The organism is Mycobacterium sp. NPDC004974 (assembly GCF_053600815.1).
Genome location: NZ_JBSGAQ010000003.1, coordinates 496,590 through 511,654 on the forward strand (window position 1 = coordinate 496,590; position 15,065 = coordinate 511,654).

At 66.8% G+C, this 15,065-nt stretch carries 14 protein-coding genes and 1 tRNA gene; 6 read left to right on the plus strand and 9 right to left on the minus strand.

The genetic code is table 11. From position 1 onward, the window contains the following. The first annotated feature begins 19 nt into the window (after positions 1-19). Entirely contained in the window at positions 20-886 is an 867-nt protein-coding gene (locus ACWEFV_RS10585; protein ID WP_450070124.1) for a CDP-diacylglycerol diphosphatase, read from the plus strand. Positions 887-954: 68 nt separating this feature from the next. On the opposite strand, the gene ACWEFV_RS10590 is transcribed toward ACWEFV_RS10585, so the two are convergent. Further along, positions 955-2,073 carry a hypothetical protein gene (locus tag ACWEFV_RS10590; protein WP_450070125.1) on the minus strand — a complete coding sequence of 373 codons (1,119 nt, stop codon included), beginning with the start codon at positions 2,071-2,073 and terminating at the stop codon, positions 955-957. A gap of 237 nt (positions 2,074-2,310) precedes the next feature. Between ACWEFV_RS10590 and ACWEFV_RS10595 the strand changes: the two genes are divergently transcribed. After that, positions 2,311-3,282 carry a zinc-dependent alcohol dehydrogenase family protein gene (locus ACWEFV_RS10595; protein WP_450070126.1) on the plus strand — a complete coding sequence of 324 codons (972 nt, stop codon included), beginning with the start codon at positions 2,311-2,313 and terminating at the stop codon, positions 3,280-3,282. 38 nt (positions 3,283-3,320) lie between these two features. On the opposite strand, the gene ACWEFV_RS10600 is transcribed toward ACWEFV_RS10595, so the two are convergent. Beyond that, positions 3,321-3,394 (minus strand) — tRNA-Leu (locus ACWEFV_RS10600). A 117-nt stretch (positions 3,395-3,511) separates the two neighbouring features. Here ACWEFV_RS10600 and ACWEFV_RS10605 point away from each other — a divergent pair. From ACWEFV_RS10605 to ACWEFV_RS10620, 4 genes are all read left to right on the plus strand, one after another. Further along, entirely contained in the window at positions 3,512-4,210 is a 699-nt protein-coding gene (locus ACWEFV_RS10605) for a hemerythrin domain-containing protein (RefSeq protein WP_450070127.1), read from the plus strand. Between the two features lie 113 nt (positions 4,211-4,323). After that, positions 4,324-4,737: a nitroreductase family deazaflavin-dependent oxidoreductase gene (locus ACWEFV_RS10610; RefSeq protein WP_450070128.1), complete on the plus strand. Its 414-nt coding sequence runs from the start codon at positions 4,324-4,326 to the stop codon at positions 4,735-4,737. Positions 4,738-4,903: 166 nt separating this feature from the next. Beyond that, a complete protein-coding gene (locus tag ACWEFV_RS10615) occupies positions 4,904-5,611 on the plus strand; it encodes an ABC transporter ATP-binding protein (protein WP_450070129.1) in 708 nt (235 codons plus the stop codon). 128 nt (positions 5,612-5,739) lie between these two features. Further along, positions 5,740-8,139, plus strand: a complete 2,400-nt coding sequence (locus ACWEFV_RS10620) for an ABC transporter permease (RefSeq protein ID WP_450070169.1) — start codon at positions 5,740-5,742, stop codon at positions 8,137-8,139. Here the strand turns inward: ACWEFV_RS10620 and ACWEFV_RS10625 are convergent. The 7 genes from ACWEFV_RS10625 to kdpA form a co-directional block, all read right to left on the minus strand. After that, entirely contained in the window at positions 8,126-8,749 is a 624-nt protein-coding gene (locus ACWEFV_RS10625) for a class I SAM-dependent methyltransferase (RefSeq protein ID WP_450070130.1), read from the minus strand. The two genes, ACWEFV_RS10620 and ACWEFV_RS10625, sit on opposite strands and share 14 nt — an antisense overlap. Continuing rightward, positions 8,746-9,318: a DUF4389 domain-containing protein gene (locus ACWEFV_RS10630; protein ID WP_450070170.1), complete on the minus strand. Its 573-nt coding sequence runs from the start codon at positions 9,316-9,318 to the stop codon at positions 8,746-8,748. Before ACWEFV_RS10630 ends, ACWEFV_RS10625 begins: the two co-directional genes overlap by 4 nt. A gap of 10 nt (positions 9,319-9,328) precedes the next feature. Then, on the minus strand, positions 9,329-10,519 hold the full coding sequence (locus tag ACWEFV_RS10635) for an FAD-dependent oxidoreductase (protein WP_450070171.1): 1,191 nt from the start codon (positions 10,517-10,519) through the stop codon (positions 9,329-9,331). Positions 10,520-10,635: 116 nt separating this feature from the next. Beyond that, positions 10,636-11,370 (minus strand): LysA protein, encoded by a 735-nt coding sequence (locus ACWEFV_RS10640; RefSeq protein WP_450070131.1) that lies wholly within the window; start codon positions 11,368-11,370, stop codon positions 10,636-10,638. 119 nt (positions 11,371-11,489) lie between these two features. Then, complete coding sequence (locus ACWEFV_RS10645) at positions 11,490-12,218, minus strand: hypothetical protein (RefSeq protein ID WP_450070132.1); 729 nt, start codon at positions 12,216-12,218, stop codon at positions 11,490-11,492. Next, on the minus strand, positions 12,215-13,072 hold the full coding sequence (locus tag ACWEFV_RS10650; RefSeq protein ID WP_450070133.1) for a LysA protein: 858 nt from the start codon (positions 13,070-13,072) through the stop codon (positions 12,215-12,217). The genes ACWEFV_RS10645 and ACWEFV_RS10650 overlap by 4 nt, the downstream gene beginning before the upstream one ends. Positions 13,073-13,211: 139 nt before the next feature. Continuing rightward, complete coding sequence (gene kdpA / locus ACWEFV_RS10655; RefSeq protein WP_450070172.1) at positions 13,212-14,885, minus strand: potassium-transporting ATPase subunit KdpA; 1,674 nt, start codon at positions 14,883-14,885, stop codon at positions 13,212-13,214. Between the last annotated feature and the right edge of the window lie 180 nt (positions 14,886-15,065).

Sequence of the window (15,065 nt, forward strand, 5' to 3'; positions counted from 1 at the left end):
CCACCGAGGGGGACACCGCATGACCACCAACACCACCACCAACCGCATCGGCTTCGTCCGCCGCTTCGCTCTCATCGCCGCAGCGGCGGCGGTGCCGGCAATCGGACTCGGCGTCGCGCCGACCGCCGGCGCACAGGCCGTCGAGTTCGGTCCGTGCGGAAAGAAGGACGACAACGTCGCGCTCTGGAAGGACGTCAAGTACGCCACTCCGCAGCACAAGGACGGCGCCATCGACGTCGTGTTCCCCGGCGGGGACAAGTCCCGCGGCTACGCGGTCCGGCAGGGACATAAGCCGGCCCAGCTCACCGACCTGCTGGTGATCCCGACTGCCCGCGAAACCGGCATCGAATGCGACAACCTGTTGGACGCCAACGCTCCCCACTACTTCAAGGACGCCTTCGAGCAGGCCAGCATTCTGCCGCCAGGCAACCAGGGCCAGGCCCCGGACTGGGCGCTGGGCATCAACTCCGCCGACAACCGCGGCCAGAACCAGCTCCACGTCCACGTGACCCTGCTCGACCCCACGGCCCGCGCCGACATCGACCAGGCCGTCAAGAACCACAAGGTCACCAAGGACGTGAAGGGCTGGAAGGATTCCGTGATCGGCGTGCGCGGGCACACCGAGGTCTCCCAGATCGAGAAGAGCCCCCGCGGCTACCGGGCGTGGAACACCGACAACATGGACCAGAACTTCTTTACCGCGTTGAACACCGACATCGTCGCGCCGCTGAAGAAGGCGGGCGCCGATGTGGGCATGAACAACGAGACCCTGCTGATCACCAAGAACCACCAGGGCCCCGGGTTCATCGTGCTCGCCAGCGATGAGAAGTCCGGCATTGCGCCCTTCGGCGTCAACAACATCGAGCGGCTGCTCGACAAAGGCTGACTCCGTCTCAAACCCAACGGCCACCCGAGTACGGGTGGCCGTTGGTGTTCGGTGCGGAGGTATTCGCGCTATTCGGCGTTGCCGCCTGACGCCGGCTTCGCGTCGTCCTTCTTGCCTTCGTCCTTCTTGTCGTGGACGGCCTTCTTGAACCCGACCGCCTTCGCCTCGTCGACCGCCTTCTTCACCCCGGCGGTTACCCGGTCGTTCAGGCGGTTGACGCTGTAGTCGACCCGCTTCACCGCGCCCTTGACCACGCGGACGGGTCTCTTCGGTGCCGAGTCAGCGACAGGACTATCCGTCACCGCGGAATCTTCAGCCTCCGCAAGCTTTTTCGGGGTGTCCTCCGGCTCAGGCAGCGTCAGGGTGTCCACCACGTCGGGCTGCTTCTCGGTCAACGTCGGAGTGTCGAGCGTGACCGCCCGGAACGGTGCGGAGAGCCCGAGCGTTGTGTCCAACGCGGGGGTACGCAGGTCAGCAGTGTCGAACGTGGGTACCGGTGGCGGTGCGGTTGCCAGCGCGGTAGCGATCCCCAGCTGCGCGGACTCGATGCCAGTGACGATCGACCTGGCGCCGTCGCCGAGGGAGATCAGGAAATTCCTCGTCCCATCGACAGTAGCGTCGACGATATTGCTCAGGTCGAAGGTCAGGACGGCAGCGGCGAGGTCTTGCGTGCCCTGAATGAACGCAGTCGCGACACCGCTGCCCGCAGCAAGAAATCCGTTGGCCACGTCGATGACCGCCTGGGGCCACGCCGCCGACAGCGCCGCCTCGACCACCAGGTACTTCTGGTTGCGCCAGATCGCCGAATCCAGCAGCGGTTGGCCCACTGCGATCACCGAGTCACGGACCGCCTGGGCGAAAGTGTCGAAGGCGCCGACGAAATCGAGGGCGAAGATCTGCTGGACGATTTCCACGGTGACGCCGGGGATGGCCAGCACGGACTGAGCCAGCCCGATGCCGGCCTGACCGAGCCCGCGCAGGTAGACCGCCCAGTTTTCAGCCCAGTTGCGGATCTGCTGCCGGACGATCGGCAGCGTCAGGATGTAGGGAATCTCGATGGCGTTGAGCGCCACCTCCGACGAAGACGAGATTGCCGCGGGCGCGACGGGAATGTCCTTCGCCGGCCACGACGGCGAGATCGGTGCCATCGCCACCGCACTTGCGCCGACGAGCGCCACTCCTGTCATGAGCCACGGGCGTACCGAAACATCCATGCGCAACCCCGATCCTGAGAACCTGAGAATTGACTGAGACAGCCCCGAACACTAGTCCGCTGGGCGGGCCGTGACACGTTGACGCGCCAAATAGGGAAATCGACAGACCTGCCGCCTTGTTCAAGCCGATTGCTTCCGGCGGGGCCGCCGAGAGCGTATCCATTAGGCAGGCTCACACAACGGCCTGATCTCCGATGGAGAGGAACCGACATGCGTGCCATCCGGATGGAGCAGTTCGGCGACCCCGCGCAGATGCTGCGCCTTGTCGACATCGAGGAGCCGCCGCCACCGGGTCCGCATGAGGTTCTGTTGAGCGTTGAGGTCTCGCCGTTGAACAAACACGATCTACTGGTTGTCGCCGGCGCGCTGGCGCGACCACCCCTGCCCCACATACCGGGCGCAGAGGGGGTCGCCCGCGTGCTTGCCACCGGCGCCGAGGTCGATGGACTTCAAGTCGGCGACCTGGTCGTGCTACCCCTGTATGCCGGTGCGTGGCGTGAGCGGCTCGTCGTACCCGCCGATGGCCTGTTCGCACTCCCCGCCGGCGGCAGCATCGAGCAGTACTCGATGCTGGGCAGCAATCCCCCGACAGCAGGGTTGATGCTCAGTGAATGCACCCCCCTGCAGCCCGGTGACTGGGTGGTTCAGAACGCCGCGAACTCCGGTGTGGGACGGTCATTGATCGCGCTGGCCAAACTTCGTGGATTGAAGACGATCAACCTGGTCCGTGACGACACAACGTTCGCCGAGCTCACCGCAGCCGGGGCCGACGTGGTCCACGTCGATGACCCCGATGCGGTCGGCGATGTTCGAGCAGTGATAGGCGACGCCCGGGTGGCGCTGGCAGTCGAAGCCGTCGGCGGTCCGGGAGTGGCGCGGCTGCTCGAATTGCTTTCCGACGGTGGATTGTTGGTCAGCTATTCGTGGGCCAGGGACGAACCCATGTGGGTCGACACCTCGACACTGGTCGGCAAGCACCTCACCGTCCGCGGGTTCTTCGTCGGCGACTTCGACTACCGCGACAAGGTGGTGCCCGTCATTCGTGAGGCGGCACCACTGGTGGCCGACGGCACCCTCGTTGTCCCCGTGGCGGCCGTGTATCCCCTGGACCGCATCCAGGACGCGGTGCAGCATCTCCTCCGTGGCGGCAAGATCCTGCTGAATGTGGCGGGTGACGGTTAGCTGGCGCGTCGATAACGTTGCTACCAGCACTTTTACGGTGCCCCCAGTCGGACTCGAACCGACACTGTGCGGATTTTAAGTCCGCTGCCTCTGCCAATTGGGCTATGGGGGCGATCGGTAGCACCGTACCTGGCCGCCGGGTCGTCACCGGCCACCCCTGAGCGGGACTGCCCCCACATCACAAGCCGAAGCCAAGTCCGCCGCAAGTGCCACCCGGCACGGTAGGCGTATGAACAGCCCCACGCAGCCGACGACTTCCATTCGGGTCACGCCACGCCACGACGGCGACCCCGCTCCTGATCTTCTGGGCATCACCCTGGCCCACCGCGCAATGATCACCGATGTCGGCCGCGTCGCAGAGTTGACCGAGGAAATCGCCGAGGGCCGCATCCTGTGCGCGCCCAACCGCGCGCAGGCAGTGGCGCGATATGTCGATCTGCTGTGCGACTCCATCCATCACCATCACAGGCTCGAGGACCAGGTGTTGTGGCCGGTGATCAACGCCTCCGCCGGGACCGATGTGGACCTGACCGAACTGACCGAAGACCACACGGCGCTGGATCCTCGTCTGGACGGGATACGTGCCTTGGCCAAGTCGTTTGGGCTGTCGGGCGGCCACAACATTGCCGCGATCCCGCTGAAGGCCGCACTCCGAGAGCTGCACACCATGCTGCGCGAGCACATCGCCGACGAGGAGCGTGAGTTGTTCCCGGTGATCCGGCGGCACGTCTCCGTCGCCAACTGGGCCATGGTCGAGAAGGCCGCGCAACGGGGCGGTCGGTTGTCCTTCGACGGGCCGCGCACCCTGGCGGTGATGACCGATGACGAGCGGGCCGCGCTGACCGACGAAGTCAGCCCGGTGCTACTGGCTCTGATCAAGCTGATGGCGGTGCGGCACCGGCGATTCGAGCGCCGGGTGTTCGGCTGAACGGCTCAGAGGATCAGCCGGGGCAACGTCCGCGCGGAGGTGCCGCATTCGCGCGCTTGGGGGTGAGCTTGGTTGAATGTGTCCCAGGGGTGGGACAGCGACGGGGGCCGCATATGCCAAGCAGTATCGCCAATTCGATTGCCGTAGTTGCCGAACGGATCGCGGCAGCACTTGGACCACGGGCGATGCGGGTGATCGCCCACATCAACAAGTACGTCACCAACCCGCTGCAGCGATTGTGGGCAGCCCGGGTGCCGTACATGGCGATCATCGAGCACACCGGCCGGAAGTCCGGCAAGCCGTACCGGACCCCGGTGATGGCCTTCGTCGACAGCAAGTCGGTCTCGGTCGTGCTGAATTACGGCGAGCACTCCGATTGGGTGCGCAATGTGCGGTCCGCCCGTTCGGCCCGGATGACGCACCGCGGCCGCCAGTACCAGCTCACCAATCCCCGCATCATCCCGGCCACCGACCAGAAAGCGCGGTTCGTCGCCACGGTGACGCCGGTTTCGACGCCGGGGTCGTGAAAATCGTGACAACGCGACCCTGGTGTCGAAAGCGACGTCGTGGCCGTCGAATGAGGTGTGTCCGGCAGCAGATGCGCACGCTCGCGCAGATGAGTGGCCAGATAAGGCCAGATGAGGGACACCACCCGGCGTAGGCTGCGCATATCCCGACGCCCGGGAGGCTGCGATGCCCGAACTGGCCATCGAACTGCGCGATGTGGTGCGCGAGTACAAGGTCGGCGGTCAGACAGTGCGCGCTCTCGATGAGATCAGCTTGCGCCTGGCCGGCGGGCAATTCGTGTCGATCATCGGCCCGTCAGGCGCAGGTAAGAGCACGTTGCTGCATCTGCTGGGCGCGCTGGACTCCCCCGATTCCGGCTCGATCACCTTCGACGGCGAGGAGATCGGCCGGCTGGGCGACGAGCAGCAGTCGGCGTTCCGTCACCACCGGGTGGGCTTCGTCTTCCAGTTCTTCAACCTGTTGCCGACCCTGTCGGCCTGGGAGAACGTGGCCGTCCCGAAGCTGCTCGACGGGGTCCGGCTGGGCAAGGTCAAACCGCAGGCCGTGGAACTGCTGGACCGCGTCGGCCTCGGCAATCGGACCGAGCACCGGCCGTCCGAACTGTCCGGCGGCCAGATGCAACGTGTCGCGGTGGCCCGGGCCATGATGATGGACCCGCCGCTGATCCTCGCCGACGAACCCACCGGCAATCTCGATTCGACCACCGGCGCGGCGATCTTGAGCCTGCTGGGCGAGGTCTCCCACGAGGAGGGCCGGGGTCGGTTGGTGGTGATGGTGACCCACAACGCCGACGCGGCGGCGGCCACTGATCGGGTGATCACCCTGCAGGACGGCCGGCTCGGCTCCGACGAGATGTCAGTGGTTCCGGGGTGACGCACCGCGCACGCGAGGAGCATCCCAGACACCCCTCCGCGATAGCTGCCGCAGCGAGTCGGCTCCGGGTGTTCAGCCTGCGCGAACTCACCGTGCACCGGCGGCGCACAATCGCCTCGATCGCCGTAATGGCAGTGTCGGCAATGTATCTCGTCGCGATCCTCGGCATCTTCGGGTCGATCACCGGGTCGGTGAACCGGCTCGCCGACGGAGTCGCCGGCATCGCTGCGCTCGAAGTATCGGGCGTCACCGACGCGGGATTCCCCGACTCCGTCCTGGCCGACGTCGCCAAGGTTCCGGGCGTCGCCACCGCCGCACCGATGATCCGGATGTCCGCGCCCACCGCGACCGAGCCGGTGCTGCTGTTCGGCGCCGACGACCGCAGCCGCGCACTGGAAGGCGCCCTCAAAGATGCGGTCGGGGTGCAGGTTGCCGCGCCGTCCGGCACAGCCGAGGGTGTCCGCGTCGGACCCGCCGTCGGTCACGCGAAAGGCGAGACGTTCCAACTCGGCTCGGGATCGGTGACCGTCGCCGAGGTCCTTGAGGGCAAGCAACTCGCAGACCTCAACGGCGGCCACTACGTGCTGGCTCCACTTCCGTTGGCGCAGAACGTCACTGGCCGACAAGGGCAGCTCGACTCGATCCTGATCACCACCACACCGGGTGCCGACCTCAACACGGTTCGCGACCAGGTCACCGCGGCCGTGAACGGCCGGGCCATCGTCGCCGCGCCGAGCCTGCGGGCCGCCCGGGCCGGAGACGGCGTCAAGTTGATGAACTACATGGCGTTGATGGGCGCGGCGGTCGCGCTGGTGGTCGGCGCGTTCCTGATCTACACGACGATGACCATGGCGATCGCTCAACGCCGCCCGGTCATCTCGATGCTGCGCGCCATCGGAGGCCGGCGCGCGACCATCGTCCGCGACATGCTCGCCGAGGCGACGATCCTCGGGCTGATCGGCGGCACCGTCGGCTCCCTGCTCGGAATAGCACTGGGCCGCATGGCGATCGGCCGGCTTCCACCGACGGTGACGCAGGGCCTCGAAGCCCGCATCGAGTACTGGCTGCCCAGCTACGCGATCCCGGTGGCCATCGCCGCCACCGCATTGACCAGTGTGGCGGCGTCGGCGATGGCGGCCCGGCAGGTGTACAAGGTCTCGCCCATCGAGGCGCTGGCCCCGGTCGGGGTTTCGGCCGCGGACAACGTTCCGCGCTGGCTGCGCGTCACCGTCGGAATCGCGGCCGTGGCGGCGCTGGCCGCGTCAATCCTGATCGTGTTCTACCAACCGGGATCCCTGGCGTTCGTGGCCATCGCCGCGTTGTTCACCGCGCAGATCGCGCTCGGTTTCGCGCTCGCCGGGCCCATCGTCAAGGCCACCGCCGCCGTGGCACGCCTGTTCGGCTCGGCCGGCGCCCTGGCCGCGGCGACGGTCGAACGTGCCCCTCGGCGCGTGTGGGCGACCGTGATGACCGTGCTGATCGCCGTCGTCACGACCGTGGTGATCACCGGGACGAACAACGACATGATCCGGTCGGCGCGTGACGTCTTCGCGCCGGTCGCCGACGTCGATGTCTGGGTGAGTGCCAATTCGCCAGACCAGTACCCCACCGGCCTACTGCCGCAAGGTCTTTCCGAGAAGGTGGCCGGGGTGCCCGGGGTCGCGACGGTCACCGAAGGGGCCCTGGGTTTCGCCGTCGTCGGCGGCACCCGCGTCATGCTCGACGGATTCGCCGCCGGCAGCCACGACGCCCTCTTCCGCGCCCTCGATGACCGGGTCCGCACCGACGCGCTGGCCGGCCGCGGCGTGGTGCTCTCGCAGAACCTGGGGAAGACGCTCGACGTCCGGGTGGGTGACGAACTGGAGTTGCAGACCCCGCACGGCCCGCAGCGCACGACGGTGCTGGCCCTGGTGCCCTACTTCTCGACGGTGATCGGCACCGTCGGGATGAGCCTCGATCAGATGCGCGCGTGGTTCGACCGGCCGGGCGCGACGACACTGCAGGTCACCGCGGCCGAGGGCACCAATCGCGACCGGCTCCTGGCCGACGTCCGAGCTGTGGTGCCCGCGCCGAACTACACCTACGACGGCCGGACCGCGCTGGCCGGCCTCGAGGCGCCGCTGCACCAGAGCATGCTGATCGCCAATGCCGTGTGGATCATCGTGGTGTTCGTCGCCGCCGTCGCGCTGCTGAACACACTGACACTGTCGGTGCTCGAGCGGCGCCGTGAGATCGGGGTCCTGCGGGCGATGGGATCCAGCCGCCGCTACACGTTGGCCATGGTGCTGGCCGAGGCAGCGGCCATCGGCATCGTGGGCGGAGTCCTGGGGTTGCTGATCGGGCTCGTCGATCAATGGCTGTTCAGCCTGGTCAGCGGGGACATCATGAATTTCAACGTCACGTTCCGGCCGAGTCCGATGGCGCTGGTCTTCACTCTCGGCGCACTGGCGATCAGCCTGCTGGGGTCGTTGCCGCCGGCGCGACGGGCCGCGCGGCTCAACATCATCGAGGCCGTCAGCGTCGAATAGTCGCGACTCCCCGCAGATGGGGCGTGCACGGCGGCGGCACCAACGTCCGGCGGGTGCTGCGCAGGCCGCTGGTGTCGAATCCCGCTGCGGCGATGGCGTCGACGGTGCGGCGGTTCGGCTCGCAGCCCGACGACAACCACGACCACGGTCCCGCGATCAGGTCCTGGAACCGCCCCATCAAGCCTTCACCACGCACATGCTCGAGCACCACCAACCGGCCATCGGGCGCCAGCACGCGCCGGATCTCGGCGAGCGTGGCCGCCACATCGTCAACCGAACACAACACCAGACCGACGTGGACCGAGTCGAAACTGTTGTCCGGAAAAGGAATCGATTCACCCGATCCGTCTACGACATCGGCGTCGACACCGTGGCGCCGGGCCAGGGCACACGCCATCCGCCGCATCGCCGCATCCGGCTCCACCGCTGCCACTGAGGTCACCGCGGCAGGCAGGAACAGCAGATCGGTTCCCGGACCGAGCCCCACCAACAGCAAGCGGCCCGTGGCATGGCTCATCGCCTCCCGACGGTACCGGCGATAGAACAGCCGGTCGAACACCGGCATGCCGAACCGATACACGTACGGGAACAACGGATTACGACGCCTCAATCCAGGCCCCCCAGATCCATTCGAAACGGTGGGTATTCGTCCCTCATCAGCGACACGTACACGGCGACCCGGTAACGCCATCGCACGATTCCCATCAGGAGGTCGAACATGCTCTGCGAGACCTTCCCCCGGGCCAGCAACCGCACCGCGGAGATGACACAGATCACCTGCAGCAGCGGCTCCATCGCCCAGCACACGATGATCTGCGGCAGCCCCAACAGCCACCACTTCACCAGCACCGCCCACCTGGAGAGTTCCTCGGGATAGTCGACCTCGAGATCGCCCGGATAGTCGGCCCGGGGTTTGAGGGTAAATGGGGGGTACTGGTCGGTGGTGTTCATCGGGAACCGGTAATTCATCACCCGCCACGACCAGCGCAACACTCCGACGTTGAAATCGAACAGAGGCCGCGGATACCGGCCGGTGAACAGGATCGCGATACCCGCGGCGAACACCGCCAACGGGTACACCAGGTAGAGACCGATCAGTATCGGATAGTGCGGAAAGGCCAGCACGCACCACTTGACGAGCCACAGCCGGTTCGACGGCGCATCGATCGCACCCCGCACCCGTACGGCCTCAGCGGGCATGTTCATCACTGCCGGCGGTGGTCGCGGCGGCGAGGCCCCGGTTGATCTCCGCAGCCATCCGGCGGTGGCTCACCGCCCGCAGGAACGTCGCCAACACCCAGGTCATGGCCCGGTCCGGCACCATCGCCGCCGGCCGCAGCACGGCCTCACCGTGCGACACCTGCAACGAGGCCACCCGGGACACCGCTGCGACCCGGCGGTGGCGCGTCTTCTCGTACCAGCGCAGCGCGCCGAGCAGATCGCCGTTGGCACCCCGGCGGAAATCCGAAATGGCCTTGCACAACACCATCGTGTCGAGCAACGCCTGGTTGGTTCCCTGCGCCAGCGTCGGCGGCATCGTGTGGGCCGCATCGCCCAACAACGTCAACGCGCCGTGGCCCGGCCCGGGGATGGGATGGCGGAAATGCGGATAGGGCGAGCGGGCCAGATCAGCGTCGGTCAACGTCGCGAGCACGCGATCGACCAAATCGGACCACCCGGTGAAATTGGCGCGGATCACCTCGATCGGGCGTTCCGGCCTGACAAAGTCCGGCGACCACGGCAGATCGAACCACCACTGCACCTCGGTGCCTCCGGCCGGCCACAGGCCGAGGTTCCCGCGCTCCCCGACGATGACGAAGGCGACGCGCCGATCCGCGCCGTCCGGGAGCGTGGCCAGTCCTTGCCAACTGCACCAGCCCGTCGGCTCCGCGTGCCGTGCGCCGACGATCTCGCGAACCTTGGAGTGCAGGCCGTCGGCGCCGATCACCAGATCTCCTTCGGCACAACTGCCGTCGGCGAAATCGACCCGCACCCCACGGCTACCGTTTGCGACCCCGACCACCTGGGAATTGCACCGAATCCGTTGGGCCGGAAAACCTTCCAGCAGGCGTTCGAGGAGCACCCGGCGTGGAACCATTCGAACCGGCGCGCCCATCCGATTCACGATCGCGGTCACGTCCAGGGTGGTCATCGGGCGTCCCGTCGACGTCATCACCCGCACGGTGGACAGCTCCTGACCGGCGCCCTTCATCCCGACGCCGAGCTGGCGTAGCACAGTTTCGCCGTTGGACCAGATGGTGACGGCGCCGCCACCGGCCCGCACCTCAGGGCGCTGCTCGAACACCGCGACGTCATGACCGTCCCGCAACAATCCGCGAGCGATGGAGATGCCACCCACCCCGGCGCCGACAACGAGGATCCGCAGCGGCCCTTGCGGCGCTGACTGGACGTGGTGCCGACCCTGGGGCCGATTGGAGCCCACGGCTCAATTTATGTCCGGTGCAGGGCCGCTGTACAGGTTTGTTCGGTTCCGGCCTAGCGAGATCCGCCCAGCCCAGCCGAGATGACCACCACCGGCCGCGGGAAACGCAGCGTCGCGCAGGCATCATCGAGTGTCATCTCAATGGATCGCCCCAGCTCGGACAGGTCATCGGGGCCCGTGGTGAAGTCGAACCCACCGCCGCCGATCCACACCCGAGTGAGCACGACAGCGTGTGTCCGGCGAATGTCAGCCATCTGCGCGATCAGTTCACCGACCGCATCCGGAAAACCGGTGAAACAGTCCTCACCCGAACCGATTTCGCGATATACACCGACAAGGTCGAGCCGAGGCCCGTTCAGGACCGCGCTCACGGTGTCGGCAGCCGTCGCACCGAGGATCACCCGCTGCCGACGGTGCCGCACGGCACAGGAGACCAGCAGATGAACCTGCTCGACGCTGTTGGCCACCACCCGGCCCACCCCGAGGTTGGCGCTACAGAACACCAGTTCGTCACCGTCGAACCCGTCGGCGTGCACCACCAGGCGCATCGGATGGATACCCGTCCCGATCGCCGCCGCCAGATCTCCGCTGCTGCGCACCTCGACGGCCAGACCGTGATCGCGAGCCCATCTGGCCACGCTGTTGTCCCGCAGCGCCCCGGCCGGCAGGGCCAGCTCAACGGGATCAAGCGAGCGACACCACGTGGCGCACCGGTGCATCGCCTCGTGCTCGGGCGAGCGCGGCGGCATCGCCGTCGATGTGGACCACAACCCTGTCGTCAGTGTCACCAGAACCTCTTCTTCACCGCGCCGCGGCCGAGTGCCGCAGGCGCCTGCTTCGAGCCTTCCGCTGCCACCATGGCTGGGCCAGGATATTTGCGGGGTCTTGACGCGACTGGACGAAACATTCACGCGGCGTTGATATCCCGCGGCAACAATGCGTGAACGGACGGGGCCACGGTCAGCGCCGGCCGCGGGAAGCGGTAGCGCGCACATTGCTCTTCAAGCACCTCACCGAGCGCATCGGCGACCCGGCGCAGCGCCCACGGATGCAGACCGAACAGGCCACCGTCCATGCCCGCCAGGCTGATCCGGCTCAGCAGTACCGAATGGCTGCGCCTGATCACGGCCATGTCGGCAAGCGCCGATCGCAATGCCCCGAGCCCGATCGGATCATGCGCCGGGTCCGGCGTGCAGTGCAGACCCACGAGGTCAAGCTGACGGTGCTTCAGCACCTCGGCGACCACAGCAGGTATTCCAGGGCCCGCACACACGAGCACGTGCTCACGCCGCTGCGCGCCGCGGGCGAGGGCTGCGGCCTGCTGATCGGAGTCCACGACAAGCCGCGCGGCCTGCCCCATCCCGGCGCTCGCTATCGCGGCCGCGTTGCGCGGGTGCATCACGAGTTGCGACGACCGGATACCCGATGCGAGGGCCAGGTTGAGCTCCGCTGCGGTCAGGACATCGACGGTGACACGGTGGCGGCGTATCCACTCCGCGACCGGTTCGAAGCTGAGCAGCCCAGCGGGGTAGCTTACCGACGATCCTTTGAAAGCGCTGCGCCACAACGCACAACGCCTCAGTACCACGGACTCGTCGAGCAACGCCTGGGGCTGCTCGACGTAATAGGTGGTCACGCTGCGCTCAGTCCCCCGATCGCGACGGAGGTGGAAAGAACCACCAACGGCCTCGGGAATCTCAGCGTTCCGCAGGCATCGTCGAGCGACTCGTCGATCTCTGTGGCGATCCGCTGCAATTCAGCCGCCCATGTCACGGGTGGGATGATCCGGCCGCAGCCGAGCCCGAGACGGGTGAGCAGGACACCGTGGTCGTGACGGACCTGGGTCATCTCGGCGATCATCTGCCCGATCGCGGCCGGGTAGCTGATGAAATCGTCGTCACCGGTACCGATGTCACAATGCAGCCCAACCAGATTCAGCCTGTCGTGCCCGACGACTGCCGCCATCGCGGCGTCTGACTCGTTGCTGTCGAATCTGAAGCCGCACGGTACGGCACCGGTCAGCGCGCGCATGGTCACGCTCGCGTCGGACATCCGGATGACTACGTCCTGCTTTTGCACGACAACCGATCTCAGGATCTCAATCTGCTGAACCGTGCCGACCACGATGTGGCCGAACCCGAGGTTGGCCGCCGCACGCAACTCCGGCTCACGGAGTCCATCGGCGAAGACCGTGACATGCGAGAGCGGAATGCTTGCCGCGACCACGCCCGCTATGTCGGCTCCTGAACGCACATCGATACTCACCTGCTGATCCCTCGCCCACTTGGCCATCGCGCTATTGCCCAGAACCGCGGCAGGCAGGGGCACCTCCGCCGTGCGGAATGCTCTGCGGTAGTTCTGGTAGCGCACCAGGTCCTCGCCCCGACGATCGGCCGCGGGAGTTCGGAAGACATCGGCTCCGCTCACGGCCGCGCGGGCGCGGGGTGTCTGTGCGGACCACACGTGCATCAGGAAATCCGAGAGAGTCACCGGGAACTTGTTCTTCCTCAAACGCGGCCCTGGCCCGCTGCCAGTGGCCATCCTCCGACGATCTCGCAATCGGAGCACCGGCCACCAGGCTCTTTGCGATCTCTTGACACCTTGGGGCCCAACCTTGACGCGGCCTTGATCACTGCAGCGCGTCGGCGACCGGACCGACCACGAGCGCCGGCAGGAACTCCAATCCGACGAGCAGCAGGGTGGTGGCCAGGGTCAGCACGACGAAGGTCGGCGTGTGGGTCCGCAACGTGCCGGCGGTGACGACACCGGGACGTTGCGCGGCGAAAGTCCCGGCGATGGCCAGGACCGCGATGATCGGCAGAAAGCGGCCGATCACCATCGCGATCGCCAGCGCGACGTTGAACCAGGTGGTGTTCCCGCTGAACCCGGCGAAGCCACTGCCGTTGTTGGCCGCCGAACTGGTGAAGGCGTACAGCACCTCGGAGAGCCCGTGCGGCCCGGAGTTGAGCATCGCCGCGCGCTGGCCGGGCAGCGCCATGGCGATCGCGGTGCCGACCAGGACCGCGATCGGCAGGGCCAGGAGGTACAGGCTGACGAGCTTCATGTGCCTGGCCTGCAGGCGCTGTTTGAGGTATTCGGGCGTCGTACCGACCATCAGCCCGCCGAGGAACACCGCCAGCAGCACCATCATCACCAGGCCGTACAGGCCGCTGCCGGCACCACCGGGGGCCACCTCGCCGAGCATCATGTTCAGCATCAGCACCGCGCCCCCGAGGCTGGCGAAACTGTCGTACGACGAGTTCGCGGCGCCGTCCCCGGTCGCCGTGGCCGCCTGGCCGAATGTCGCGCTCCCGGGCACACCGAACCGCATCTCGGTGCCCTCCACCGGCGCACCCACCGCATCTACGACGGTGCCGTGCGGCACCGACGTCGCCGCGACCAGTGCCACCGTCGCCAGCACGTACAGCGATGCGACGACGGCGAAGAGCGCCCAACCCTGCCTGCGGTCCCCGACCATCACCCCGAAGGTCCGCAGGAACGCCACCGGGATCAGCAGCATCGCAACGATTTCCACGACGTTGGTCAACGGTGTCGGGTTTTCGAAGGGATGCGCACTGTTGACGTTGAAGGCGCCACCACCGTCACCCGACATCAACTTGATCGACTCCCACGTGGCCACCGGACCACCGAGCAACGTCTGGCTGCCGCCGGCGATGGTCGAAACGTCCTGGGCGCCATGGATGTTGTTGACGACACCGAGGGCCAGCAGGATCAGCGTGACGATCACCGACAGCGGCAGCAGGATCCGGACCACAGTGCGCACCAGATCCACCCAGAAGTTGCCGATCTCCTGGTTCTGATACTGTCCCAGCCCGCGGATCAATACCACCGCAACGCACATGCCGACCGCGAGGCTCGCAAAGGCCTGAACACCGAGGCCCGCCACCAGACCGACGTGACCGAGAGTCGCCTCGCCCGGGTAGTTCTGCCAACTGGTATTGGTCGTAAATGAAATTGCCGTATTGAACGCTAATGCCGGCGTCATCCCTTTATGGCCCCACGGTTCGGGCAAATGCACCTGAAAAAGCAACAGCCCGTACAGCAGCAGAACACTGACCGCTGAAAATGCCAGGACCGCGCTCAGGTAGCCCGTCCAACGTTGCTGACCGTCCGGCTGCACCCCGACCAGACGGTAGATCAGCCGCTCCACCCGCCAATCGGTGCGTGCGGTGTACACCGCCGCGATGTAGTTACCCAGCGGGACATGCAGAAATACGACGAGGACAGCGATCGCAATCAGCTGGCCCCAGGCCGCCGTTCCCCACAACGATGGATTGTCGATGGCTCCAGCTCCTTCACGCGGCGACACTCTCGGCACACGGTAGGAACCTGCGCCGCGGGAATTCGACGGCGATTACGCATTTCCTACGCCGCAACCCGGCGCTGTTGACGCCATCTTTACGCCGTTGACGAGGGCCTGGACGGTCCCCGGGAAAGAACCCGTAAAGGTCCGGCAGCCGAG

Excerpts from the sequence above, each read along its gene's own strand:
- ACWEFV_RS10605 (WP_450070127.1), top strand. The coding sequence starts at position 3,512 with ATGAACAGCCCCACGCAGCCGACGACTTCCATTCGGGTCACGCCACGC.
- ACWEFV_RS10610 (WP_450070128.1), top strand. The coding sequence starts at position 4,324 with ATGCCAAGCAGTATCGCCAATTCGATTGCCGTAGTTGCCGAACGGATC.
- ACWEFV_RS10595 (WP_450070126.1), top strand. The coding sequence starts at position 2,311 with ATGCGTGCCATCCGGATGGAGCAGTTCGGCGACCCCGCGCAGATGCTG.
- ACWEFV_RS10620 (WP_450070169.1), top strand. The coding sequence starts at position 5,740 with ATGGCAGTGTCGGCAATGTATCTCGTCGCGATCCTCGGCATCTTCGGG.
- ACWEFV_RS10590 (WP_450070125.1), bottom strand. The coding sequence starts at position 2,073 with ATGACAGGAGTGGCGCTCGTCGGCGCAAGTGCGGTGGCGATGGCACCG.
- ACWEFV_RS10615 (WP_450070129.1), top strand. The coding sequence starts at position 4,904 with ATGCCCGAACTGGCCATCGAACTGCGCGATGTGGTGCGCGAGTACAAG.
- ACWEFV_RS10585 (WP_450070124.1), top strand. The coding sequence starts at position 20 with ATGACCACCAACACCACCACCAACCGCATCGGCTTCGTCCGCCGCTTC.